This window comes from Pseudoxanthomonas indica (genome assembly GCF_900167565.1).
Lineage (GTDB): Bacteria > Pseudomonadota > Gammaproteobacteria > Xanthomonadales > Xanthomonadaceae > Pseudoxanthomonas_A > Pseudoxanthomonas_A indica.
On sequence record NZ_FUZV01000002.1, the window covers coordinates 189,254 to 213,247 of the forward strand.

The window sequence follows — 23,994 nt, forward strand, 5'->3', positions numbered from 1 at the left end:
GCGACCCGATGAGGAAGAATCCGACTCAGCCTTTGCTCAATGCAGCGGCGCGATGCACCGCCGCGCGGATGCGCGGGTAGGTGCCGCAGCGGCAAATGTTGCCGGCCAGCGCCTGGTCGATGTCCTGGTCGCTGGGCGTGGGCAACTTGGCCAGCAGGGCCGCGGCCGACATGATCTGGCCGGACTGGCAGTAGCCGCACTGGACCACGTCCAGTTCCGCCCACGCCTGCTGGACCGGATGCTGGCCGTCGCTGGACAGGCCTTCGATGGTGGTGATCTTCTTGCCGGCTACCGCCGATACCGGGGTGACGCAGGAGCGCAGCGGTGCGCCATCCACGTGCACGGTGCAGGCGCCGCATTGGGCGATGCCGCAGCCGAATTTGGTCCCGGTCAATCCCATCAGATCCCGCAGCGCCCACAACAGGGGCATGTCGGGAGTGGCCGTCACTTCGTGCTCGGCCCCGTTGACGTACAACTTCATGGTCGATCCCTGGCGGCAGCTGGGGTGTTGGCACGATATCCCCCCCAATGCGACATTGCCAGCGCCCCCGACCCGGAGTTTCCATGACCGTGCCGCGTACCGTGTTGTCCGCCGTGGCCCAGGCCCTGCACGAGCCATCCGACACCGCCGCCCTGGCGGTGGTGGTGGATACCGAAGGCTCGACCTATGCGCATGCCGGCGCGATGGCCTTGTTCGGCGCCACGCAGGGGCAGGTGGGTTGGCTCAGTGGCGGTTGCCTGGAGCCGGACATCGAACGCCGCGCGTTGCAGGCCGCACGTGATGGCGTGCTGGATTGGATGGACATCGACACCCGCGATGACGAAGACCTGCTGGCCGGGTCGGCGGTGGGTTGCCGTGGCCGCCTGCACCTGGCGCTGTGGCCGTTGGCGCGCATGCCCGGCATGCTTGAACTGATCCACGCCTGGCAGCAGCAGCGCCGCGGCCTGCAACTGGTGTTTGCCGCGGACGGCAGCATCAGTGCGAACGTCGCTGACCAGCAGGCGAGCTGGAAGCTGCCCGTCACGGGCGAACCCACATCACGCGAGGGCTACCGCATCAGCATCGCCCCGCCGCCGCGCGTGCTGGTGTTCGGTGGTGGCCCGGAATCGCCCGTGCTGCTGCCGTTGTTGCGTCAGCTCGGCTGGCAGGTCGTGCTGATCGAACGCCGTCCGCGTTGGCGCGCGCAGGGCCAATTCGCCGACGAGGCCTGGGAGCTTTCGCCGGAAGAAGCGGCTACCCGGCTTGCGACTGACGATGTGGTGGTGGTGATGCACCACCACTTCGAGCTCGATCGCGAAGCGCTGGCCGCCCTGTCCGCGCATGCGCCTGGCTACCTGGGCCTGCTCGGCCCGAGTCGACGCCGCGATGACCTGTTCCGGGTATTGCCAGCGCATGCGCGTGAGGCATTGCGCGCTTGCCTTCGCTCACCCGTGGGCTTGCCGCTGGGCGGGCAGGGCGCGGAGGCAATCGCGCTGAGTATTGCCGCGCAACTGCAGGCACACCGGCACGGGGTGATGGCGTGATGCTGCCGGGTGGACACAACGTGGTGATCCTGGCCGCGGGCGGCAGCGCCCGCCTGGGCCAGGCCAAGCAACTCTTGCGGCGTGACGGCGAAACGTTGGTGGCGCGCATGGTGCGGCTGGCCGAAGCCACCCGGCCGACGCGCCTGATGATGGTGGTCGGCGCGCAGGCCGACGCAGTGATCGCTGCGGTCCACGAGCCGCACCTGGAAGTGCTGATCAATCCGCAGTGGCAGGAGGGCCTGGCCAGCAGCCTGCGCTATGCCGCGTGCGCGTTGGCGCGGGAATCGGCGCCGACCATGATCCTCGGCTGCGATCAGGTGGCGCTGGAGCTGCCGCATCTGCTACGGCTGCTCGACGGCTACGCCGCCTACGGTTGCGCCGTGACCCGGCTTGGCGATGCGCGGGGTCTGCCGGTCATGGTGCCGGCAGACGTGTTGTCGCGCGCACTGCAACTGCATGGAGATGTTGGCTTGCGCACCGTGCTGCGGCAACGAACGGACGTGTTCGAACTGGATGTGCCCGAGTTGGCGCTGGACGTGGACACTGCCGAAGATCTCGTGCGTGCGCGCGCGCGACGCTGGCTGGACTAGCGATCGCCGGCCAGCGCCGTTCCGGAGCAGCCGGCGCGGGTCAGCCAATTCCGCGTCGTCCGCGACGCTCAGCCGTTGCCGAAATCCTCCGGCAACGTAGCGCATACCGCGCAGTTCTCCATGCATCGGGCAGAGCCGAGGGGTCGTAGCCGCGAATGCAGCGGGTCGAGGAAGGTGGGTTCGCACTTGATCACCGCCTCCTCGTCCGTGGTGCATTCGAGCGTGGCATGCGATGGGAATGACGTGCAAGCCGCTACCAGCAGGACACCGGTGGCGAAGGCCGATGCGTGTCGGGAACCGCGACGTTGGGGCGATGATGGTGTGTTGGCAGCCATGGTATGTCTCCAAGTCAGTCATGGGCAGCGGCAGCCGCGCGCCGCCACACAGGGTCAGGGCAACGGTGTGACGACGCCGGTTTCGTTGTCGTCACCATCCAGGGCGGCGCCCACTGCATATTGGCCATTGGACGACACCGCCACCAGGCCGCTTTCGAAGCCGTCATCGAAGAACCCGACCGAACTCGTGCCTACGGCGGCGCGCCAGAAGGCACCTTCGTTGTCCTGATCGTCGTTGTCGCTGTTGAGGATCACGAAATCGTTGTCGGCAATGTCCACCACCTCGCTGCGTACGCCGCCAGGCAACGGTGGGATGACGGTGAAAGTGTTGGTGGCCGGGTTCCAGAAGGCGGATTCCTCATTGCCCTGCGCGTCCTGGAACACCAATACCGCGCGGCCCAGGTTGTTCAGCGCAACCGCATGGCTGCGAGCGCCATTGGACAGCACCGTCGGGGTTGCGCCGGGGCTTGACCAGAACGACACGCGCGGCAGATCCGGTGCGGGGTAATGACAGGTGCCCAACACCTGCAAGCTGGAATTGATGGCCTTGACCGTGCAGTAGTTGGCGCCGCCGGGCAGCGGCAGCGAGGTGGCCACGTAAGCGTTGAGCAGGCCGGTGGCCTGTGCCACCTTGGCGGTGAGCGTGGCCGAGGCATTGGGGCAATTCATCGCCACTGCCGGACGTCCGGCCACGGTGGATTCGCTGAGGTCCGAGACGTTGCAGTTGTCGCCGCGGGTGGAAGCCAGCAGCGCCGTATCGTCTCCGGCCAGCCAGACCACCGCGCTGGTGTCGCCACTGGCTGATACGCTGCTGCCGGCCACCGCGCCGGTCTGATTGAACGCGGTGGGGAACGTCCGCACGTCCGCCAGCAGTCCCAGTAGACCCTGCAAGGGCAGCAGGCGCAGCGGCGCACTGGTGGGTGCTGCGGAGTGCCACACCACCGCGAAGCGCGCATTGCTGCTGGTGCGGCACATGCCGATGATCGATCCGCTGTTGGCGATGCCGCCGGTGGTGCAGTGCTGCCCCGTGGCCAGTGGCAACAAGGTGGTCTCCACGTTGGCCGAAGTGGTCATCCACGCGGTCATGGCGCCGCCTACACTGGCCGGCGAGCAGGAACCCACCACGGTGCCGCTGTTGTTGACGCCCGCGGTGACGCACTGCGCACCGCTGCCCTGGCCCACTTCGCTCAGGCTGGCCGCCGCGCAGGGAATGGCGGCAAGCGCCAGCAACGACAACGGCCATGCACTGGCAACCGCTGAAAAGATCGTACGCATGATGCGCTCCCGTGCAATGAAAGGGCGCTCTAGGTACGCCCGCACGGCGCGTCTTTCCATGAAAATCCGGAAATAAAAACTACGCAGGATTTACCGCCGGAGATGCGCGCGCCACAAGTTCGCGGCATGCCGTTGCGTTGGCCTGTCGCAGGCAGCAACTGCGCGTACCTGCAAGCGTCCTGGCACGCACGGCGTTGACGGCAGACTGACGAAAGGATGCGCGCTATGCGGGCAATGCCGATGCGGCGCTTGCCGCTGCCACGCAATCAGCGCCGCGCGCTTGCGCTGCGATGGCGATACCGATGGTGCGGGCGATGAATCAGAGCAGGCCGCGCTGCCGGGCCAACCGATAGGCCTCGATACGATTGCTCACGCCCAACTTTCCAATCGCTTCGGACAGATAGTTGCGCACTGTCCCTTGCGACAAACTCAGCTGTTTGGCGATGTCGGCGGCCGACAATCCTTCGCCGGCCAGGCGCAGGATATGCCGCTCGCGGTCATTCAAGGGATCCGCACTCGACCACGCATCCATCGCCAGCTGCGGATCGATCACCTTGCCGCCAGCCTGCACCTTGCGCAGCGCATCGGCCAGTTGCTCGGCCGGTGCGTCCTTGAGCAGATAGCCGCATACACCCGCTTCCAGCGCACGCCGCAGATAGCCGGCACGCGCGAAGGTGGTGACGATCACCACCCGGATCGGAAGTTCATTACGCTGGATGCGCTGTGCCAGTTCGATGCCGGTCAGGCCGGGCATCTCGATATCGGTCACCAACAGGTCCGGTTGGCAGCGTTGCAGTTCGCGCCAGGCGCTTTCGCCATCGCCTACCGCCGAGACCACCTCGATGTCCGCTTCCAGGTTCAACAGGGCCGCCAGCGCGCTGCGCAGCATGGCCTGGTCCTCGGCCAGCAGCACGCGGATCATGCGCGTGCTCCCGCCCCGGAACCCGCACGCAGGGCGCCGTCTTCGGCCGTCGACGCCACCGCCGCTGCCGAAACGCCCGGCCACGGCACCACCGCTTCCAGACGCATGCCACGGAACGGTTGCGCATCCACGCGCAGGCTGCCGCCGATCGCCTCCAGCCGCTCACGCATGCCGCTCAAGCCATTGCCCGGCACAATCGCCCCGCCGCGGCCGTTGTCCTGGATCACCAGTCGCAGCTGGCCATCTTCCTGCTGCAGGCGGATATCGGCGGTGGTCGCACGCGCATGCCGCTGCAGATTGGTGATGGCTTCGCGCAGGGTCAGCGCCAGCACGGATTCGAGCTCGGGTGACAACGCAGGCAGATCGGGCGGGCAGGTCATGGCAACGCCGTCGGATTCCAGCAGCAGGCGCGCCGACGCCAGTTCCGCCGCCAACCCGGCCGCGCGGATGCCGGTGACCGCACTGCGCACCTGCGCCAGCGCATCGCGGGCGACCCGGCTGACATCGTCTATCTCGCGCCGCGCGGCAGCGGGATCGCGGTCAATCAAGCGCCCGGCCAGATCGGACTTCAGTGCGACCAGTGACAGTGTGTGGCCGAGCAGGTCATGCAGATCGCGGCCGATGCGCTCGCGCTCGGCTACCGCCGCCAGCCGGCGCACTTCCTCATGGCTGAGCATCAACGCGGCATCGGCGCGGGCCTTGCGGGCGAAACTGATGTTCATCAGTCCCACCGCCAGGCTGACCATGACCGTGCTGAGCAGGTAGATCACCGGCCAGCCAATCAGCTGCCACTCGATTGAAAAGATCGCCAGCAAACCCAGCATCCAGGCAATCACCCGCTTGGGCGGGCCGCAGAACGCCAGGAACGCGCAGGAATAGATCAGATAGCTCTGCCCACCCGGATTGAACGGCACCAGCAGATAGCCCAGCAGCGCGATGCCCAGCGCGTTGGCCAGCAACCAGCGCCGGTCGCAGTAGTAGGCGGCGTAGAACATGCCCAGGAACAGCGCATAGCTGGCCAGCGTCGGCCATAGCCAGTGCGGGAAGAACTGCGGCTCGTACAACGGCGTGATGAAAATCCACACCGACCACACCAGCATCAACAACGGGAAGTAGCGATTGGCGATTCCACGCCGATGCACGCTGCGGCGTTCGTGCACGCGCGAGAGCGAGTTTTCGGCGGAAGGGGGGAACAGCCAGAACACCATGCTTCTCCGTTCAATCATGAGCGCCGGGCCAGGCGCCGTGCGGCCAGTACCGCAAAGATCAGCGTGACCCCCGTCAGCACGGCGACATGCACGGTCACCGCTTGGCCCGCATCCTTGCCGACCACCCGCAACGCAAGCTGGGCCAGATGATACGACGGCCAGATCGGCGCGGCGCGCGCCAGCGCATCCGGCAACAGGCTCAGCGGCAGCCACAGCCCGGACAGGAAAGCCATCGGCAGGTAGACCAGGTTGACCACCGCCGGCGCGCCCTGACCACCGATCAGATTGCCCAGCCACAGCCCCAGCGCGGAGAACGGCAACACGCCCAGCACGTTGATCAGCCACAGCAGCGCCCATTGCCCGGCGGACAGCTGCACGCCCGCGGCGGTGAACGCGATCATCGCCAGCAGCAGGCTGATGATCGCGCTGAAGATCATCGCCATCGCCATCTTTGCCAGCAGATAGGCGCCGGGCGGCATCGGCAGGGCGCGCTTCCAGGTCAGCAGGCCGCGCTCGCGATCCAGCGCCACGCTCACGCCAAAGCCGAACAAGGACACGCCCATCACCCCGAACACGCCGTAGGTGGCCAGCAGGTACTGCGATGCACCGGCATGACCGCGCGATCCCATCAGCACGCCGAACAAGAGATAGAACAGCGCCGGGAACAGCAGCGTCGGCACGGAGAACGAAGGCGAGCGCAGCAGGCGCAGGAATTCGTAGCGCGCTTCCAGCACGTAGGCGCGTACAGGCGACCAGGCGATGCGGCGGTCGGCGCGGGGGCTGTTGTTGCGGGTGCCATGACCGGGCAGGTTGTCGGCGTGCGTATCCATCAGGCGGCTTCCTGCGAAGTACGGGAGTGGGCATCGGCGTCCTGGGTCAGCGCCAGGAAGGCATCGGCCAGACCGGCGCGCTGCACTTCCAGCTCCGACAGCGCGGCGTCTTCGGCCAGCAGACGACGCACCACGTCTTCGGCTTCATCCACCACGATCTCCAGGCGCGCACCCTCGCGCCGCGCGTGGCGCACGTGCGGCCATTGCGCGATCGCCTCCGCGTCGAGCGCGGACAGGCAGCGCACGCGCCGCTGCGCCACGTGCGCACGAATCTGCGCCACGCTGCCTTCGGCAATGCAGCGCCCGGCCAGGATCACGTTGACCCGATCGGCCAGCGCCTCGCCCTCTTCCAGATAGTGGGTGGTCAGCAGCACGGCGGTGCCTTGCGCCACCAGTTCGCGCAGGGTCGCCCACAGGATCTGCCGGGCCTCGATATCCAGGCCGGTGGTCGGTTCATCCAGCACCAGCAGACGCGGCCGTCCGCAGATCGCCAGCGCAAACTGCACGCGTCGTTGCTGGCCCCCTGACAGCCGGCCATAGCGGCGATCCAGCAAACCCTGCAGACCGGCCATCGCCACACAATCCGCCACACTGCGCGGCTGCGGGTAATAGCTGCGGGTCAGCGCGAGCAGCTCGTCCACCCGCAGATGGTCGGAAATCCCCGCGCTCTGCAGCATCACGCCCATGCCGCGACGGGCGGCGATATCGCGCGGTGAACGTGCAAACAGTTCCACCTGGCCCGCATCCGGTGTCTGCAAGCCCAGCAGCAACTGGATCGCGGTGGTCTTGCCGGCGCCATTGGGTCCCAGCAAGGCCAGCAGTTGTCCCGGCGTGATCGCCAGATCCAGCCCGTCCAGCGCCTGCACCGTGCCGTAGCGTTTGCGCACGCCATGCAAACGAGCCACCGGTACCATGCCTGTCTCCATTGCCGCCGCTCCAACGGGGGATGTGGCGGCAAGACTAGGACGCAGGCGCGGAGGCCGGCAGTGGCGATTCACATGGAATGCGGATGACAGCTGTCACTTGGCCCCGGCGCCCATTCGCGGCATCCTGTGTCCCTATCGTGGCGCCGCCTTCGCCCCGCGCCCCTCATGAAGTGACTTCCGGCAACTGGGCTGGGTACGCTCGGCCGGTCACACTTTTCGTCATTCTCCGTCTGGATACGGTATGAACAGTTCTGCTGACCTGCTGAAGGAACTCCGCATCGATCGCAAAGCCCCGCCCTCGCAGCCGCCCTCGCGGCGCGGGTTGTGGATCGGGCTGGGCGTGGTGGTGCTGCTGGTCATCCTGGCCATCGCCGGCTGGGCGTTGTTCGGCCGCGACAAGGGCATCGAAGTGACCACCGCGCCGGTAGCCGCCATCAGCAGCGGCAGCGCGTCGGCGTCGGTGCTGGACGCCACCGGCTATGTGGTGGCGCGGCGCATGGCCACGGTCTCGTCCAAGGTCACTGGCAAGGTCCAGGAAGTGCTGATCGAAGAAGGCATGCGGGTGGAAGCCAACCAGGTGCTGGCGCGGCTGGAGCCGATTGACGCCGACGCCGAGCGCGCGCTGGCCGAGAGCCTGTTGCAGGCCGCACGCAGCAACGCCACCGGCGTGGCCGCGCAGTTGAAGGAAGGCGAGGCCAATGTGCGCCGCCTCAACCAACTGGTGAACACCCAGCTGGTCTCGCGCGCCGCCTACGACCAGGCCATCGCCGAGCGCGACGCCCTGCGCGCACAGGCCATCTCCGCCCAGCGCAACGAACGCGCCGCCGCCGACCGCCTGCGCATCGCCGTGATTGGCCAGGACAATACCGTGGTGCGCGCACCGTTCTCCGGCGTGGTGATCGCCAAGGCCGCACAGCCCGGCGAAATCGTCTCGCCGCTGTCGGCCGGCGGTGGCTTCACCCGAACCGGCATCGGCACCATCGTCGACATGGACTCGCTGGAAGTGGAAGTGGACGTGGGCGAGTCCTACATCGGCCGCGTGCAGCCCAAGATGCCGGTGGAAGCCACCTTGAACGCCTACCCGGACTGGAAGATCCCGGCCGAGGTGATCGCCATCATCCCCACTGCCGATCGCGGCAAGGCCACGGTCAAGGTGCGCATTGCGCTGAAGGTGAAGGATCCGCGCATCGTGCCGGACATGGGCGTGCGGGTGAGCTTCCTGGAAGCCGCGCGCCCGGCCGAGCAGAGCCAGCCGCAGGGCGTGCGTGCACCGGGCGCCTCGGTGGTCGAGCGTGCTGGCCAGCAGGTGGCCTTTGCATTGACGCCGGAGAACACCGTCGAGCAGCGCACGCTCAAGGTCGGCCGCGCGCTGGGTGATGATCGCCAGGTGCTGTCTGGCCTGAGCGCCGGCGACACCGTCGTGCTGAACCCGCCGGATGAACTGAAGGACGGCAGCAAGGTCCGCCTGGCCGAGGAAGGCAAGGAAGAGTAGAAAACCTGCGCAGTCCAGGCGCGTTGTCGCGCCTGCTGCGACCGGCGCCACGCAGGCTGCGCGGCGTCGTCACCGGAGCGCAGCGCGATCCGGGCAACATCGCACCATTGCAAGGCCGCGTGGCCCGTTGAAGTTCTGGGCCTCGTCCATCGAACTCCATAGAAGGAAACCACGATGTCCTCCCTGGTCACCATTCGCAACCTCGACAAGTCCTACCAGCGCGGCCCGGAGCAGGTGCACGTGCTCAACGGATTGAACCTGGATATTCCCAAGGGCGACTTTGTCGCGCTGATGGGCCCGTCCGGCTCGGGCAAGACCACCCTGCTCAACCTGATTGGCGGCCTGGACACCCCCAGCTCTGGCGAAATCGAGATTGAAGGCGAGCGCATCGATCGCATGTCCGGAGCGCAGCTGGCGGCGTGGCGCAGCCACCACGTCGGCTTCGTGTTCCAGTTCTACAACCTGATGCCGATGCTGACCGCGCAGAAGAACGTGGAGCTGCCGCTGTTGCTGACCAACCTCAGCGCCGCCCAGCGCAAGCGCAATGCCGAGATCGCCCTGCAGCTGGTCGGCCTGGCCGAGCGCGGCTCGCATCGCCCCAACGAACTGTCCGGCGGCCAGCAGCAGCGCGTGGCCATCGCCCGCGCGATCGTCTCGGATCCGACCTTCCTGATCTGCGATGAGCCCACCGGCGATCTGGATCGCCACTCGGCCGAGGAAATCCTCAACCTGCTGCAGATGCTCAATCGCGATCATGGCAAGACCATCATCATGGTCACCCACGATCCCAAGGCCGCCGAGTACGCCACCCACACCATCCACCTCGACAAGGGCGAGCTGGTGGACGCCCCGGCCCTGGCCCACTGATCCGGAGATCGCGATGAAATATTTCTCGCTTATCTGGGCGCAGCTGTTCCGCAGCAAGACGCGGACGCTGCTGACCCTGTTCTCGGTGGTGGTGGCTTTCATGCTGTTCGGCATGCTCGATGCCGTGCGCGTGGCCTTCAACTCGGGCGGCAGCGTCGACGGTGCCAACCGCCTGGTGGTGTCCTCACGCCTGTCCATCACCCAATCGCTGCCGATCAACCTGCTGCCCAAGATCGAACAGATCCCCGGGGTGAAGCGGGCCACCTACGCGATGTGGTTCGGCGGCATCTACCAGGATCCGAAGAACTTCTTCCCCAACTTTTCGGTCGGTCCCAATTTCTTCGACGTCTACACCGAGTACGAAGTGCCGCCGGACCAGCTCAAGGCATTCGTGGATACCCGCGACGGCGCCATCGTCGGTGAAGTGCTGGCCAAGAAGCACGGCTGGAAGGTGGGCGACACCATCCCGCTGCAGGCCACGATCTTCCCGCGCGGCGGCAGCAATGACTGGCCCTTGCAGCTCAAGGCCATCTTCAAGGTCAAGGACCCGAAGAACGTCGGCGCCGAAAACCAGTTGATGATGAACTGGAAATACTTCGACGAGTCCAACGACTACATCAAGAACCAGGTCAGCTGGTACACCGTGACCCTGGCCAATGCGCAGCAGGCCAACCAGGTGTCCAAGGCCATCGATGCGCTGTCGGCCAATTCCGATCACGAGACCAAGAGCCAGACCGAGTCGGCCTTCCAACAGGCATTCGCCAAGCAGATTGGCGATATCGGCCTGATCGTCACCGGCATCATGGCGGCGGTGTTCTTCACTTTGCTGCTGCTGACCGGCAACACCATGTCGCAGGCGGTGCGCGAGCGCATCCCGGAACTGGCGGTGCTCAAGACGTTGGGTTTCCGCGACGGCACGGTGCTGACGCTGGTGATGATCGAATCGGTGTTGCTGATCGTGCTGGGCGGCATGATTGGCATGGGCCTGGCCTCGATCATCATGCCGATCCTCACTGGCGCCAGCCAGGGAATGATCAGCCTGCCGGGCATGCCGATGCAGACCTGGATCGTCGCGCTGGTACTGATGGTGGTCATTGGCATCGTGGTCGGCCTGTTGCCGGCCCTGCGCGCCAAGCGGCTGAAGATTGTCGACGCACTGGCCGGACGCTGAGGAGAACGACATGCCCAAGTGGATTGCAAACATTCTCTCCGTACTCGCGCTGATCGTCGGCCTGATCCTGTGGATTGCCGCGCCGTGGTGGGCGCTGCTGGGCGTCGCGGTGCTGCTGGCGCTATGGCTGGTGTTCACCCGCACCGGCCGGCTGTCGCTGGCGGCTGCCGGCATCGGTATCGCCAGCCTGCCGCAGCGTTGGGGCGCCTCCTCGGTGATCGTGGTCGGCATTGCCGGCGTGGTCGCGGTGCTGGTGGCCATGCTGGCGATGGGCGAGGGCTTCAAGGCCACGCTGGATCGCACCGGCGATGAAAACACCGCCATCGTGTTGCGCGGTGGTTCGCAGGCCGAGACCAACTCCGTGCTCACGCGTGATCAGGCGCCGCTGCTCACCAGCCTGCCTGGCATCGCCAAGGGACCGAGCGGCAAGCCGCTGTTGTCGGCCGAGCTCTCGCAGATCGTCAACCTGCCCAGCATGGAAGACGGCACCGACGCCAACGCGCAGTTCCGCGGCGTGGGCGAGGATGCCTGGTTGGTGCGCGGCGACAAGATCAAGCTGGTCGAAGGGCGCAAGTTCGCTCCCGGCCTGCGCGAGATCGTGGTCGGCACCGGCGCAGCGGGCCAGTTCCGTGGCCTCAAGGTCGGCAACAAGATCAACCTGGGCAACCAGGAATGGACCGTGGTGGGGCGCTTCGCATCCGGCGATTCGCATGACTCCGAAATCTGGGGCGATGCCGAAACCCTGGGCTCCACCTACAACCGCCGCGCCTACCAGTCGATCACCGTGCGCACCGAAGGCAAGGCGGGCTTCGATCAGTTCAAGGCGGCGGTGGACGCGGATCCGCGCCTGAAGCTGGACGTGGAAACCACCAAGGCCTACTACGCAAAGCAGTCCGGCCAGTTGTCCAAGGTGCTCAACGTGATCGGCAAGATCATCGGCGTGATCATGGCCTTCGGCGCGGTGTTCGGTGCGCTCAACACCATGTATGCGGCCGTCGCCGGACGCGCCCGCGAAATCGCCACCATGCGCGCGATTGGCTTCCGCGGCCTGCCGGTGGTGATGGCGGTGATGCTGGAGACCATGCTGCTGGCGCTGGTCGGTGGCCTGCTCGGTGGCTTGCTGGCCTGGGCGGTGTTCAATGGCTACAGCGTGTCCACGCTGGGCAACAACTTCAGCCAGGTGGTGTTCCAGTTCAAGGTCTCGCCGGAACTGCTGTGGAATGGGCTCAAGTGGGCGCTGGCGATTGGTTTGATTGGCGGCTTGTTCCCGGCGTTGCGGGCGGCCAGGTTGCCGATTACGACGGCGCTCAGGGCGCTGTGAGGCAAGCACCCACAAAAACCCCGGCCAGGCCGGGGTTTTTGTTCGCGTCATCGGGTGGCTGGGGTGCCGTAGCGAGTGGGCTGCCAGTGGGGATATCAGGTAATGCCGGTGCGTGGCCTGCGATACTTCTGATGGCTGTGCAGGGAAATTCCTCTATGCGTATCCGGCATTCGGTCATGGGGTGGGGAATCATGAGAGTGGTCCGAACGTTTGTGCTGCTGTTGGTCATAGGCTCCGCGCAAGCAGAGGAGCAGCCCAGCTGCACCCCCCTTGAGCAATGGCAGGAAGTACCGGCCGGCATCCGCGAGGATCTGGAAACCCTCATTGGCCCGATTGCGGAAGAAGGTGCGCGCTTCAATGCCACCGATGTCGTCAGCGGCGACCTCGCTTCAAACCGATTCCTGACCGCCTGCCGATCCAGTGATCTCGTTGCAGTTGCTTTGGAACGAGGCGGACGGGGCTATCACATCGAGGTGTTCCAGTTCCGCGAGGGGCAACTCGCGACCCGCTGGACGCAGCTGTTGGACCAGGACGGGAAGGCCGAGATCAATCTCTTGCAAGCGCCGGATGCACGCTAGTTGGAGCCTGCAGCCGAGCCACGCAGGGGCAAGCCGCTCAGCACACGCAGGTAAGCGGGATCGCGGCTGACCGGCCGCGAGCCCGTCGATTATTCAGCGGCCCGCACGCCGCCGAGCGGCCATGACGAACGGAATGCCCACGACTACGTTGAGCAGCACGTAGATCAACACGGCCAGCGCCGCCAGCTTGGCCTCGGGCAGACTGGATCCAATCACGCCGATGGCCACGCCGGGATGCCGCGTCGCCGAAGCCAGCGCCAAGGCGGTGCGCGTACTCCTCGTGGGGCCGCCCAGCAGATAGCCGGCGGCCAGCGCCGCCACGATCACCAGCAGCATCACCAGCAAGGTGCCGCCGCCGATCAAACGCCACAGCGCGGGGGCGAGCATCGCCACGGCCAGCACCGATCCCACCACCAGCAGCACGAATCCGGCCTTGGCGATCAGGTAAGCGACGCGGTCGGCGCGGGGGCCCAGCGCCTTCTGCGCAATCAAACCCAGCAGCATGGGGCCGGCAACCGTGATGGCCAGCGTCTTGGCGATGGGCGCGGTCGGTACCTGCAGGTTGTGGCCGAACAGGGACGTCAGCAGCGGCAACCCGAGCGGCATCAGCAGCAGCGACGCGAGCGCGGCGAATACCAGCAAGCCCAGGATGTAGGCGCCGTCGCCGCCCGACTTCAGTTGCTTCTTGGGCAGCAGCGGCGGGACCGGAGCCAGCGACAACACCAGCAAAGCCAGCGCCACGCCAGGGCGTGGGTCGACCAGCAGGATGGCCAGCGAGGCGATCACCGGCACGACGACGTACAGCGAGATGGCGGCGCGCAATGCAACCGCCGGGCGACTCAGCAGGTACAGCATCTGCTCCGCGCTCGCTCGCATGGCCAGCGCCATGGCACTGAGGACCACACTGATGACAATCACCAGCTTGACGATCAGGAAGAAGGACATGGTTCCTCCGGGGCAGGTGCTGCGACAGGGCCCGTATAGTAGGCGCTGATCAGGTCGCATATGCACGTCCCCGGTGCAGTGGACGGCAGGGGCAAAGTCGGTACCCGCTGCCCCGGGTTTCTGCTGGCCGTCATCAAGTTGCATCCGACCCAGCCACGCCACCGTCTTTCTGATGGGCCGAGCGGGCAGGTGTCGACTTGTGAGCAAGACAAAGCGGCCCTAAAATCGAGTCGTTCCAGGGGATAAGCCACCATCCGGTGCGGTGTGGCCTGATTGAACTGCCGCGTCGCGAGACGTAAGAACGTAGTCAACACGATACCGTTGAGTGGCGGCGCATAAACCGTCTCACCCGATGAGAGCCATTGAATGCCTTTGCCCTTTATTCCGATAGTGATTGGTGTTGTAACCCTTCTTGCAGGGACCGCCATCACGGTGAAGTGGGATGCCATCATGGTGGCGCTGCGAGGCAAAAGGCTCGCTGTCCTGGGTGCACGCGGCGTGGGCAAAACGCACCTGGTGAAGTTTCTGGCCACCGGCTCCATCCCTGCGGAGTACAAACAAACGGTCGCCCCTGAGAAGTCCGCGTCCCGCCGCTTTCAGCTGCACGATCTGGACCTGAAGGTAAAGAGCTCACTCGACGTGTCGGGCGACAAGGCGGCGTACGGAGAATGGAAGCAGCTCCATGACCAGGCGGACGTCATCTTCTATCTACTACGGGCAGACCGGCTCATTGCAGGCGATCATAAGGTCGAGAGCCGAGTCAGGGATGACCTGAAGCACATCGGTGGATGGCTGCAAACCAGCGTCTCACGTCCCCGCTTCTTCATCATCGGTACCCACTGCGACCTGGATGCGAACTTTGTCCGCACTCCAGCCGACAACTTCGGAGACTACGTCGATAGATTCCGGGCGCTACCCATCGTGACGGAACTGGTCTCGCGTGGTGGCGGTGCGCAGCAGGTGAATGTGGTTCTTGGGAGCATGAAGTCGCACCAGGACACGGAAGCGCTGGTCTACCAGATCTTTCGGCAGGTGGTCTCATGACAGACCAGTTCATCCTCTGGGCCCAAGCCTTGGATAACTCGTCTCCTGACCACTTCACCGTGCATGGCAACGACCTGGGGAACAGCGACACGGTGCAACGCCAGGAAGCCGTTTCCAAGGTCTCGGCCGTCATAAAAAAAGGAGCGCGCCTGTTCGAGCGGGACGGTGTGATGTTGACCGCCGACGCGTCCCACTTTGTCATCGAGATTCCCTCGGTTCAGAGCGATCTCGCTGGCCGGATTGCGCCCATCGTCTGCTACGGGCCGAATGGCGTGGTGGCCACTGGTGGGCATGGAATCATGGCGGTCGCTGCCCTCACCGCCTTTGCAAGGCGGATTGGCCGGACCCTGCAACCCGAGCAGTTGAAATTGGTCGACGTGTCGTTCGATGCATTAAAAAAAAAATCGAAGGTGGGAAGAATGGTACGCACGGCCGGGTTGAGCGGCCTGGCTCTCGCGCTTCTGGTGCTCGTCTACTGGTTACGGCAAAGGGGCTGGTAGCGAGGACGAAAGCGAGTCTGAAAGTGGCCGAACCCGAGGTCGAAATGACGGCTCCGGTTCTCAACGAACATGCATCGAAAGGCATTCGAGCAATGGCGACAGGTTCTTTTCCCGAAAACCCCGGAAGTCGGAAGGCAATTCTGATCCTTCAACAGCACGACTTGGAGAAGTGTGCGTACGAACCCGGAGCCGCTCAGTCATTGTTCGATGAAGAGGCGTATGTACTGGAATACCCGCTTCGTCCACAGGGCGGGGTATCGACGGCGCTCGAAAACATTGTCGATGCAAACCTTGCACGCCCCGGCACGGTGCTGGTTCAAAGCCCCTTTGATTCCAACACTTACGAGGAAGCTTCGCTTGCACCCCAGCGCTTCGCACTGGCCAAGCACATGTACTTCTCCACGCTTTGCATGCATCTGGGCGCGAAAGAGGTCACTGTCGAGCAGATTGATCTCCGCACCAGCAGCGGCAAGACCTCGGTTGATGTGAAGGGCGAGCGCTTGGGCGGGAGCGCCCAAGCGACTGTTGATGCGGAGAACCTCGAAACCTTCCGAGCGCAGATGAACCTGCATGACGTATTCACCGGTGGACCGGCAGATATCGTCGCAGCCGATCGCCTTCTGCGTCGAACCGGATTGTTGAACGATCCGAACATGCGCACGTTGATCGAGATGCGACGGGATGGCGCCAACCAACTGAAGTCCCGAAAGCTGGTATTGAACCTGTCCAGCGAAGCGAAGAGCAATTTGAACGTCGTGGGGCGACTGAAGGTGCCAAACTTCGTGAAACTCTCCGTCGAGTTCGACCGGGTCATCAAGGAGCAACACGAGTACACGCTGACCGTTTTCGTGAAGTTCTGACACTTCGACGGACTCGGACCTGTGCGTGCTCAGGCGAAATGTCTGGTGCGCTCAGTAGAAAAACCTCGCATGCATCGGCGTGGCCTTGGATGTCAGACGGAAAGTGCTTTTTCATCGGAGTTCTTGAGGACGGAACGTACAGCGTTCGCAGGCTGCATTGATTGGAAATCAAACCAAGGAGATGGAGATGGCCAGAGCGGAAGCAACGGTGGAAGAACTTGTCAGCATGATCGAACGCGGGCGCCTGAGACTACCGGAGATGCAGCGGCGGTATGTCTGGCGATCTCCACGTGTCCGCGACCTGATGGATTCCCTGTACCGCGGCTACCCTTCCGGCGCGATCCTGCTTTGGGAGACTGCCGAAGACGTACCTCTGCAAGACTTCGCTATCGCTCAGCAGTCCAATCCCTATCAGACAACGCAGCTGCTGCTTGATGGCCAGCAGCGCCTTACCTCGCTCTCGGCTGTCGTCAGAGGCGAGCCGGTGACAGTACGAGGGCGAAAGCGCCCAATTGAGCTGCTGTTCAATCTGGAGCATCCTGACCACCTCGCGTTCGTAACCGAAGTCAACGAAGACGCGGATGTTGACGAGGAAGGAGGGGAGACCGACGCGGATGACGTGGATTCCAGCGCGGATGAACTGATGGAGCGTTTCAACAAGATGGCCTTTGTCGTATCGACGCGCAAGCTGGAGCAGCATCCGCATTGGGTGAAAGTCTCCGATGTGTTCCGGACCAGTAGCGACAGGGAGTTCCTGCGAAAGGCCGGTGTCGCTGACTTCGACGATCCGCGAGTTGAGAAATACAGCAAGCGACTCGCCAGACTGCGGGACATACGGAAGTATGTGTATCGCATGGATGTTCTGGAAAGTTCGATGGGATACGACGAAGTCACCGAGATATTCGTTCGTGTCAACTCGCTGGGAGCCAAGTTGCGAAGTTCCGATCTTGCGCTTGCCCAGATAACCGCCAAGTGGAGAAATTCACTGAGTGAATTCCAAGCCTTCCAGAAGTCCTGCGCACAGCTTGGATTCGACCTCGACCTGGGCATTCATCTGAAGAATATGGTGGCGTTTGCCACAGGCCAGTCCCGGTTCTTGACGGTTGGCAGCCTGGATGTCGAGACACTCAAGTCGGCATGGAAGGAATCGCGCAGAGGGATGGAGTTCGCATTGAACTTCATGCGAAGCAATGTGGGCATAACAAGCCCCGCACTTCTTTCATCGCCGTTTATCCTGATTGCAATTGCCTATTTCGGACATAGGCGCGACTACGTACTCAAGCCAGAAGAATCGTCCAAACTGCGCTACTGGATACTGGCAGCGAACGCCAAGGGTCGATTCTCGCGTGGTTCCAGCGAATCCATCCTCGATCAGGATCTGGCCTCACTGCGACAAGGCGGCGGTACACAGGAGATGATTGATCGCCTTCGGCTGCAGTTTGGTCGCCTGGACATTACCGCGGAAGAGCTTGAGGGGCGCAATCAGCGCAGCGCCTTGTTCAAGACGATGTTCCTTGCATTTCATGCTGGCGGGGCGACCGATTGGCGTTCGAATCTGCGCATCTCCCTCGATCACAAGGGGAGCCAGGACCGGCTGCAGTTCCACCATATCTTTCCCAAGGCGGTGCTCAGGGCAGCGGGACGCAGTCTGCGCGAGGCAGACGATATCTCCAATCTGTCATTCATATCTGGTAAGACTAACAGACAGATAAGCGACAAGGCCCCGTCGACGTACATACACAAGTACAGTAGTGGCACTGGCGGCGCAGCCTTTGTCGCCCAGTGCATTCCCACTGAGGACACGCTATTGAGCGTGGATGCTTACCTGGAATTTCTGCAGGAACGGCGCGCTCGGATCGCGTCCAAGCTCAACGAGTTCCTCGAGAGCTGAGATGTCCAGAAGCGCCTGGCGAGGCAAGATGACGATGTCCAATCGCGATGTGCGGATAGATTCCTACTTCTCGCTGCCTACAGATCTTGCAAAGGAGTTTGCCGCCTGGCCCGAATTTGTACTCGGCCACGCGTATAACGTCGAGCTTCGTTCGGACAACGAGGTCGTTGTTGTTCGACTTGAAGATGACGAGGGCAAAAAATTCGTACGCATTCGTGGCTCAGGGGGTGGACCGCTGTTTCATTGCGCTCTCGGTACCGTGATGCATGCCTTGTCTGCCAACAGCGATAGTGTGTTTCTGACTCGGTGGTCTGACGATTAGAAGACGAGGCAAGGGGAGTCGAGAAGGGGCTGGCCGAAGGATGGCTCTTGCTGGTTCCGATTCGTGAGACAGGCTGACTACACAAAAGGATTCGACTTATGAACCGTATGCTCTTTGCTGCCGTCGCTTTGGGTGGATTGCTGATGTCGGCGCGAGCGTTTGGACATGACGGGCCGGCGGCTACCCACGCTCCTGGTCGCGCTGACGACCCGCTGCCCGCCGAACTGGACCGCGTCCTCCGCGACTACGAGCGCGCATGGCGTGCCGGAGATGCTGCGGCGCTCGCCTCGCTCTTCGCGGAAGACGGATTCGTGCTGCAAAGCAACCAACCACCCGTCCGCGGGCGGGCCGCGATCCAGGCCGCGTACGAGGAGCAGGGCGGCGCACCGTTGCGTCTGCGCGCACTGGCCTACGCCGTCGATGACACCACCGGCTACATCATCGGCGCCTACGGCTACGGCGATGCCCCCGGCGACATGGGCAAGTTCACGCTCACGCTGAGGCGTGCCCCGGGAGGCCAGTGGCTGATCTTCTCGGACATGGACAACATGAACGCACTACCGAAGCCCCCGCGGAAAGACGCGCCCTAGGCAACGCTGCTAGAGCACTGCGCCCGTGGCCTCGCGCCAGTGGACACTGACGCTCTGCGCGGCCTGCGTTAGCGGTGAGTCGGGCAGCAATAGCCGGGTGGTCGCTTCCGTCGCGCCGATGCGCTCGATTTCCCGAAGCAGGAAGGACAAGTCGGGAGCAAGCGAAAACAAGGCTTCCGACTTGTGATGGGCGGGAAGACCGACACGCTCGCCAATCAACTTCAACCGTGCAGCAGCAGTGTCTGCCTGCACCTGCAGATCCTTGACCACCGGCGAGTCGGCTCGTAGGCTCAGTTCCAGCCAACCCATGACGGTGGCGGCGGCCAGCTCTTCCCGCGCAAGCAGGTTGAATGGGCGACGCGCAAGCAGCAAGGTTCTCAGCTCTTCCACGCGCGCCTGGATGACGGCGTGATTGCGCTGGCTGGTCATCCACGGGCGAGCGGTCCTGGCCGTCACTCGCCGAACGGCGCGAAGCAAGGCCTCGAAGACGTCTACGAACGCCGAGTTGCTCGCCTCGGCCTTGTCGAACGCGGCAGGCTCATTGCGATCCGTGCCAAACGCCAGCTCCATGCCGAACATGCGCCAGTAGGCGTTCCGCCGCACCGACTCCGGGGCAGGGCGCGCCAGGCCGGGCGATGCCCAGAGACCGGAAGGAATCGGATCCAGCAGCGCCTCGGTGGTGTCCGCCCAGCGTTGTGTCAGCGCGCTCGGTATCCCCAGCCGCTCACCGCTTCGATACTCCTGCACGACGCGGCGAAAGATCTGCGCGACGCGGGAATTCTCGAGCGCGTAGCTGTACCCGAGATGTTCCCACGCAGGCGTTGCGTCCGGCGCGAAGGCTGCGAATGCGCCCATTGACCACAGGGCACGACGAGCACGCGGATCGTTCGGCGGGTCGGATGCGGACTGCTCGAAGGCATCCCAAACCTGCGCGGCATACAAGCCCAAGTCGAGCGCATCAGTGCCAAAGAGGTTCGCTGCCGACGCCTCGCCTGCCATTCGATGGACCAGCTGTCGAATCATGTCCGGAGCCCGCCGTGCTGCCCGGACGCATCATAGGCCAGGCAGGCGCTACTTGCCGTTCCTCTGCACGCGCTTGCGGTACTCGTACACGTTGTCGCCGCCGATACGCGTCTCCTGCGTCCCGGTCACGGTGCCGACCTTGCTGTCCGAGCCGGTGATCGGCTTGGCCTCGATCGTGGTCTCGCGCTCGAACGCGTGCGACTTGTCGGTGTTGCGGTAGTAGCGGTACAGCATCCAGTACAGCGCGGTGGCGCCCACCGGGCCTGCGGCCAGCAACCAGAGTCCACTGTCATCGCTCATGAGCCCACCACCAGGAACCAGAGTACGAGGGATTCGATGATCGAACCGGTGGTCAGCGCGGCCAGCAACAGCTTCCACTGCTGTACCGGCACGCTGCCCATCGTTTCGCCGGTGCGGCCGTTGACCGCGATGTAGTGCAGCATGCCGCCGTTGCGACCGGGCTGGTGGTAGGAGTACAGCCAGACCGGCAGGTACATCGACACCCAGCGGGTGCCATGCACGTCCAGCTGTTCCTGCTCCCAGCGCACGCCGCGATCGTAGCGGCGCACGGAGCCTTCCACCTGCGAACGCGCGATGGACAGCAGCTGGTCTTCCAGGCGCGGGCGCATCTTCTCCACGTCCAGGTTGCGCTTCTCGGAACTGAAACCCAGCAGGTAGGAGGCGTTCCACTTCAGCGCGTTCTTGGTGTCGAACGGCAGGATGGTGTTGATGATGTTGTTGGTGTTGACGCGCGTGTCCAGGTTGCCGCGTTCGGCGGAGGACTCCAGCGGCAGATCATCCACGGTGAAGTCGACCTGCCGATGCACCTGGTATACGTCGGCGTCGTAGTAGGTCTTCTTCTTGTCGCCGCTGCCGCGGGTGTATTCGCGGGTCTTGATCTCGCCCTTGCCGGCCACGCTGGCGCTGACGTTGCTGTCGACGATCATGTAAGGCAGGTACACGCCCACCACGTTTTCGGGGGTGAACTGCTCCTTGAATGCCTTCAGCGCGAACAGGCGCCGCTTGTCGACGAACTGGCGGATGCGCGCCACCGCATCCTCCTTGCTGATGTGGAACGGCAGCACCGCATCGGGCACCGCGCCATTGGCCACCTGCTCGTTGACGCCGAACACATGCCGGCACCAGTGGCAGCGGGCGGTCATGGTGCTCTCGGTATTGACCGTCACCTCGGCGCCGCAGCCGGTGCACTTGAAGCTCATCAGGCTGGCCGTGCCGGCGTCGATGTCGCGTGCGCCCGAGGCGATGATGGTGCCGCGCAGTTGATCCAGGCCCACGCCCAGCTCGAACTCTTCCTCCACCCGCGCGCCAATCCATTCGTGGCGGCAGTACTGGCAGATCAGAACATCGCTGCCAAGCTTGTGGCGGATGTCGGTGGCGCCGCACTTCGGGCAGCGGTTCAGTCCGTCCTTGAGTTCGGCCGAGGCGGTATCCAGCGCCACCGGATCCGGCGCCTGCAGTTCCTCGCGGATGGCGTCGGGCAGGCTCGCCGGGTCGACCGGAAACTGGCCGGGCAGGGGCGGTACGTCGCGCGGCGAACCGGGGCCGGTGACGGACGCCGCCGGTAGCGGCGGCGGTACTTTGGGGTCGGACATGGGTGTCGTGCGCCTTGCCTGTTACAGACCCAATGCCTTGGCTTTGAGTGCGTCGTAGTCCTGCTGCGTGATCAAGCCCAGGTCCAGCATTTCCTTGGCCTTTTTCAACTTGGCGACCGGATCATCGGCAGCGGGTGCGGCCGGAGCCACCGGCTGTTGCAGGCCACCGATACCACCGAGCATGCCCGAGGCCATGCCCACGCCCACCAGGCCTGCCGCGCCGCCGTTCTCGCCTGCCGACTGGATGCCCTGCGCCACGCTCGCCTGCAAATTGGAGTTGCCACGCCCGCCCGACAGCGCATCGGCGCGCTGCACGGTCTTGAGCAGTTCGCGCGTGTTGGCGTCGTACTCGATGGAGACGATGGCGGTCTTGACGATGGCCAGGCCGCGATCGGACTTCCACTGATAACCCTGTTCCACCGCATCGGACAGACTCTTGGCAAAGCCCAGCGAATCCTGCTGCAGCTTGGTGATGCGATTGCCCTTGGCCGGATCATTGGAGTACAGGCTGAAAGCCGGCGCGAGCGAACCCACCACCTCGTTGAACAGCTGGCCGGCGGCAGCGTTGTCCATGTCGGTGAAGTCGAACACCTTGCCCGGCTGCAGGTAGCTGGCCGGCACGAAGTTCTTCACGAACAGAATCGGGTCGACAATCTTCAAGGTGTACGAGCCGCGCGTGACCGCGCCGACCTGGGTATTGAGGAAGCCGTCGTCCCAGTAGATTTCCGACTGCGTGCCGAAGCGGTTGTCCGGCAGTTCCTTGAGCGATACGAAGAACGCCGCCTGCTGGCCGCCCGGCTGGCCGCCGAACTTGAAGCGTTCCCAGCTCTGCTTGATCAGCGGGCTGACGATGCCGTCGCCGGCGAAGATGGACTGGGAGTTGATGTCGTCCGAGCGCCATTCGTAACCGCCCGGCTCGGCGACGAAGCCAGTGATCTTGCCGTCCTGGAACAGCAGCAGGCCGTAGCCTTCGGGCACGACGATCTTCGAGCCGTTGCTGATGATGTTGGACGAGCCGCTGGTGTTCGAACCGCGGCCGGCGTTGGTGCCCTGCGGCACGGCGGCGAACAGCGCCGCAGTGGCGGGCAGGCCCGCCGGCACGGTGTAGAAGTCCTTCCACTGATCCGCCAGAACGCCGCCGACTGCGCCTGCTACTGCCTGTACGAGACCCATGACAACTCCTTAACGTTTTTGGGGGCGGGCGTGGCGCCCGGATGCGCTACTAAATATAGCAGTGGGGTGTTACGGACAAGGCCGGAAGTCATGGCGGGCTCTTTTTGTTTGTCGGCGGTTGAATGGGTGGGTTCCTTGTGATGGTTGGGCGTTGGTTGGCGCTGGCGCGGCGGCGCTACGTTGGTTTGGTTTCTACGCGCTCCCCGCGAGGGGTAACTTTCTTTTCTTGTGCAAAAGAAAGTCACCAAAGAAAACACACCCCAGGCGGCACGCCCTGCGCGCTGCGCGCTCCGGGTCCGCTCCCGGTTCGGGAATTTTTGGAGCACACATCCTGTGTGTCCAAAAACGCCGCGCATCCATGCGCGGCGCCCTGCGGGTTTTACCCGAACCACTCGCCGTGCCTCATGGGGACCCGAAAAGCCGAAAAGCCGAAAAGCCGAAAAGCCGAAAAGCCGAAAAGCCGAAAAGCTGGAATGCTCAAAGCTCAAAGCTCAAAGCTCAAAGCTCAAAGCTCAAAGCTCAAAGCGAGCAAATCACTAGTTTCGAGCCAAGAACCGAGAGCCTGCACGCCGCTCTGTCTTCCGCTTCTCGCCTTTTTGTTTTCGGGCCCCGTTAGGAGCGGTGGGGACGGAGCGTAGACCCGCAGGGCGTCGCGCATGGATGCGCGACGTTTTCGGACACACAGGATGTGTGTTCCGAAAATCAGCTCCGGCGCCACGGACCCCCACGGCTTCACCGTGGGGGCGCGACGTCCGGGGTGTGCTTTCTTTTGGTTACTTTTCTTTGCACAAGCAAAGAAAAGTGACCCCCCGCGGGGAGCGCGCGAAAACCACTCCACCCAAATCCCCCCGCGCCAGCGCCAACCAACAGCGCGAAGCCAGCATCCACAACCATAACGCCATGGCCACCACAACCACAGAGGGCGCCCACTCTGTGCCCCCTGCCACACAATCCCCTCCCAAATCATTGTCGAATCCCCCCACACCCCGTACGC

Annotated in this window: 24 protein-coding genes; 13 read left to right on the top strand and 11 right to left on the bottom strand. The window is 64.1% G+C overall.

The window, feature by feature from the left end; genetic code table 11:
- Positions 1–25: 25 nt before the first annotated feature.
- Positions 26–481 carry a (2Fe-2S)-binding protein gene (locus B5X78_RS11495; protein WP_079724681.1) on the bottom strand — a complete coding sequence of 152 codons (456 nt, stop codon included), beginning with the start codon at positions 479–481 and terminating at the stop codon, positions 26–28.
- 83 nt (positions 482–564) lie between these two features.
- Here B5X78_RS11495 and B5X78_RS11500 point away from each other — a divergent pair, with 83 nt between their 5' ends.
- Positions 565–1,524, top strand: a complete 960-nt coding sequence (locus B5X78_RS11500) for an XdhC family protein (protein ID WP_139381537.1) — start codon at positions 565–567, stop codon at positions 1,522–1,524.
- Positions 1,524–2,114, top strand: coding sequence for a nucleotidyltransferase family protein (locus tag B5X78_RS11505; protein WP_079724683.1), 591 nt, complete (start codon positions 1,524–1,526; stop codon positions 2,112–2,114). The genes B5X78_RS11500 and B5X78_RS11505 overlap by 1 nt, the downstream gene beginning before the upstream one ends.
- Positions 2,115–2,503: 389 nt before the next feature.
- Here the strand turns inward: B5X78_RS11505 and B5X78_RS11510 are convergent, their stop codons facing one another.
- The 5 genes from B5X78_RS11510 to B5X78_RS11530 form a co-directional block, all read right to left on the bottom strand.
- Positions 2,504–3,724 (bottom strand): hypothetical protein, encoded by a 1,221-nt coding sequence (locus B5X78_RS11510; RefSeq protein ID WP_079724684.1) that lies wholly within the window; start codon positions 3,722–3,724, stop codon positions 2,504–2,506.
- 319 nt (positions 3,725–4,043) lie between these two features.
- Positions 4,044–4,646: a response regulator transcription factor gene (locus B5X78_RS11515; RefSeq protein WP_079724685.1), complete on the bottom strand. Its 603-nt coding sequence runs from the start codon at positions 4,644–4,646 to the stop codon at positions 4,044–4,046.
- Positions 4,643–5,854, bottom strand: coding sequence for a sensor histidine kinase (locus B5X78_RS11520; protein WP_079724686.1), 1,212 nt, complete (start codon positions 5,852–5,854; stop codon positions 4,643–4,645). The genes B5X78_RS11515 and B5X78_RS11520 overlap by 4 nt, the downstream gene beginning before the upstream one ends.
- Before the next feature lie 14 nt (positions 5,855–5,868).
- A complete protein-coding gene (locus tag B5X78_RS11525; RefSeq protein WP_079724687.1) occupies positions 5,869–6,684 on the bottom strand; it encodes an ABC transporter permease in 816 nt (271 codons plus the stop codon).
- Positions 6,684–7,598 (bottom strand): ABC transporter ATP-binding protein, encoded by a 915-nt coding sequence (locus B5X78_RS11530; RefSeq protein WP_229730715.1) that lies wholly within the window; start codon positions 7,596–7,598, stop codon positions 6,684–6,686. The genes B5X78_RS11525 and B5X78_RS11530 overlap by 1 nt, the downstream gene beginning before the upstream one ends.
- Before the next feature lie 253 nt (positions 7,599–7,851).
- Here B5X78_RS11530 and B5X78_RS11535 point away from each other — a divergent pair, with 253 nt between their 5' ends.
- The 5 genes from B5X78_RS11535 to B5X78_RS11555 all read left to right on the top strand — a co-directional run bounded on the left by B5X78_RS11535 (position 7,852) and on the right by B5X78_RS11555 (position 13,039).
- Positions 7,852–9,102 carry an efflux RND transporter periplasmic adaptor subunit gene (locus B5X78_RS11535; protein ID WP_079724689.1) on the top strand — a complete coding sequence of 417 codons (1,251 nt, stop codon included), beginning with the start codon at positions 7,852–7,854 and terminating at the stop codon, positions 9,100–9,102.
- Between the two features lie 174 nt (positions 9,103–9,276).
- Positions 9,277–9,969, top strand: coding sequence for an ABC transporter ATP-binding protein (locus B5X78_RS11540; RefSeq protein ID WP_079724690.1), 693 nt, complete (start codon positions 9,277–9,279; stop codon positions 9,967–9,969).
- A 13-nt stretch (positions 9,970–9,982) separates the two neighbouring features.
- On the top strand, positions 9,983–11,140 hold the full coding sequence (locus B5X78_RS11545; protein WP_079724691.1) for an ABC transporter permease: 1,158 nt from the start codon (positions 9,983–9,985) through the stop codon (positions 11,138–11,140).
- A gap of 10 nt (positions 11,141–11,150) precedes the next feature.
- Positions 11,151–12,461, top strand: a complete 1,311-nt coding sequence (locus B5X78_RS11550; RefSeq protein WP_079726150.1) for an ABC transporter permease — start codon at positions 11,151–11,153, stop codon at positions 12,459–12,461.
- 191 nt (positions 12,462–12,652) lie between these two features.
- Positions 12,653–13,039: a hypothetical protein gene (locus B5X78_RS11555; RefSeq protein ID WP_139381538.1), complete on the top strand. Its 387-nt coding sequence runs from the start codon at positions 12,653–12,655 to the stop codon at positions 13,037–13,039.
- 93 nt (positions 13,040–13,132) lie between these two features.
- Here the strand turns inward: B5X78_RS11555 and B5X78_RS11560 are convergent, their stop codons facing one another.
- The gene (locus B5X78_RS11560) at positions 13,133–13,984 is read right to left on the bottom strand and encodes a hypothetical protein (protein WP_176140848.1); all 852 of its coding nucleotides are present in this window, start codon (positions 13,982–13,984) and stop codon (positions 13,133–13,135) included.
- 366 nt (positions 13,985–14,350) lie between these two features.
- Here B5X78_RS11560 and B5X78_RS11565 point away from each other — a divergent pair, with 366 nt between their 5' ends.
- From B5X78_RS11565 to B5X78_RS11585, 6 genes are all read left to right on the top strand, one after another.
- Positions 14,351–15,028 (top strand): hypothetical protein, encoded by a 678-nt coding sequence (locus B5X78_RS11565; RefSeq protein WP_079724694.1) that lies wholly within the window; start codon positions 14,351–14,353, stop codon positions 15,026–15,028.
- Positions 15,025–15,528, top strand: coding sequence for a hypothetical protein (locus B5X78_RS11570; protein ID WP_079724695.1), 504 nt, complete (start codon positions 15,025–15,027; stop codon positions 15,526–15,528). The genes B5X78_RS11565 and B5X78_RS11570 overlap by 4 nt, the downstream gene beginning before the upstream one ends.
- 23 nt (positions 15,529–15,551) lie before the next feature.
- Entirely contained in the window at positions 15,552–16,388 is an 837-nt protein-coding gene (locus B5X78_RS11575) for a hypothetical protein (RefSeq protein ID WP_139381539.1), read from the top strand.
- A 187-nt stretch (positions 16,389–16,575) separates the two neighbouring features.
- Positions 16,576–18,279 carry a DUF262 domain-containing protein gene (locus tag B5X78_RS11580; protein WP_079726151.1) on the top strand — a complete coding sequence of 568 codons (1,704 nt, stop codon included), beginning with the start codon at positions 16,576–16,578 and terminating at the stop codon, positions 18,277–18,279.
- 34 nt (positions 18,280–18,313) lie between these two features.
- Positions 18,314–18,601 (top strand): hypothetical protein, encoded by a 288-nt coding sequence (locus B5X78_RS18455; protein WP_139381540.1) that lies wholly within the window; start codon positions 18,314–18,316, stop codon positions 18,599–18,601.
- A gap of 143 nt (positions 18,602–18,744) precedes the next feature.
- Positions 18,745–19,191 (top strand): YybH family protein, encoded by a 447-nt coding sequence (locus B5X78_RS11585; RefSeq protein WP_139381631.1) that lies wholly within the window; start codon positions 18,745–18,747, stop codon positions 19,189–19,191.
- Between the two features lie 9 nt (positions 19,192–19,200).
- Here B5X78_RS11585 and B5X78_RS11590 read toward each other — a convergent pair whose 3' ends face one another.
- From B5X78_RS11590 to B5X78_RS11605, 4 genes are read right to left on the bottom strand one after another with little or no spacing between them, the layout of a single operon-like run.
- A complete protein-coding gene (locus B5X78_RS11590) occupies positions 19,201–20,214 on the bottom strand; it encodes a hypothetical protein (RefSeq protein WP_139381541.1) in 1,014 nt (337 codons plus the stop codon).
- Between the two features lie 48 nt (positions 20,215–20,262).
- Positions 20,263–20,514: a hypothetical protein gene (locus B5X78_RS11595; RefSeq protein WP_079724699.1), complete on the bottom strand. Its 252-nt coding sequence runs from the start codon at positions 20,512–20,514 to the stop codon at positions 20,263–20,265.
- Complete coding sequence (locus B5X78_RS11600; RefSeq protein WP_079724700.1) at positions 20,511–21,827, bottom strand: hypothetical protein; 1,317 nt, start codon at positions 21,825–21,827, stop codon at positions 20,511–20,513. Before B5X78_RS11600 ends, B5X78_RS11595 begins: the two co-directional genes overlap by 4 nt.
- Positions 21,828–21,848: 21 nt before the next feature.
- Complete coding sequence (locus tag B5X78_RS11605) at positions 21,849–23,000, bottom strand: SPFH domain-containing protein (protein WP_079724701.1); 1,152 nt, start codon at positions 22,998–23,000, stop codon at positions 21,849–21,851.
- Between the last annotated feature and the right edge of the window lie 994 nt (positions 23,001–23,994).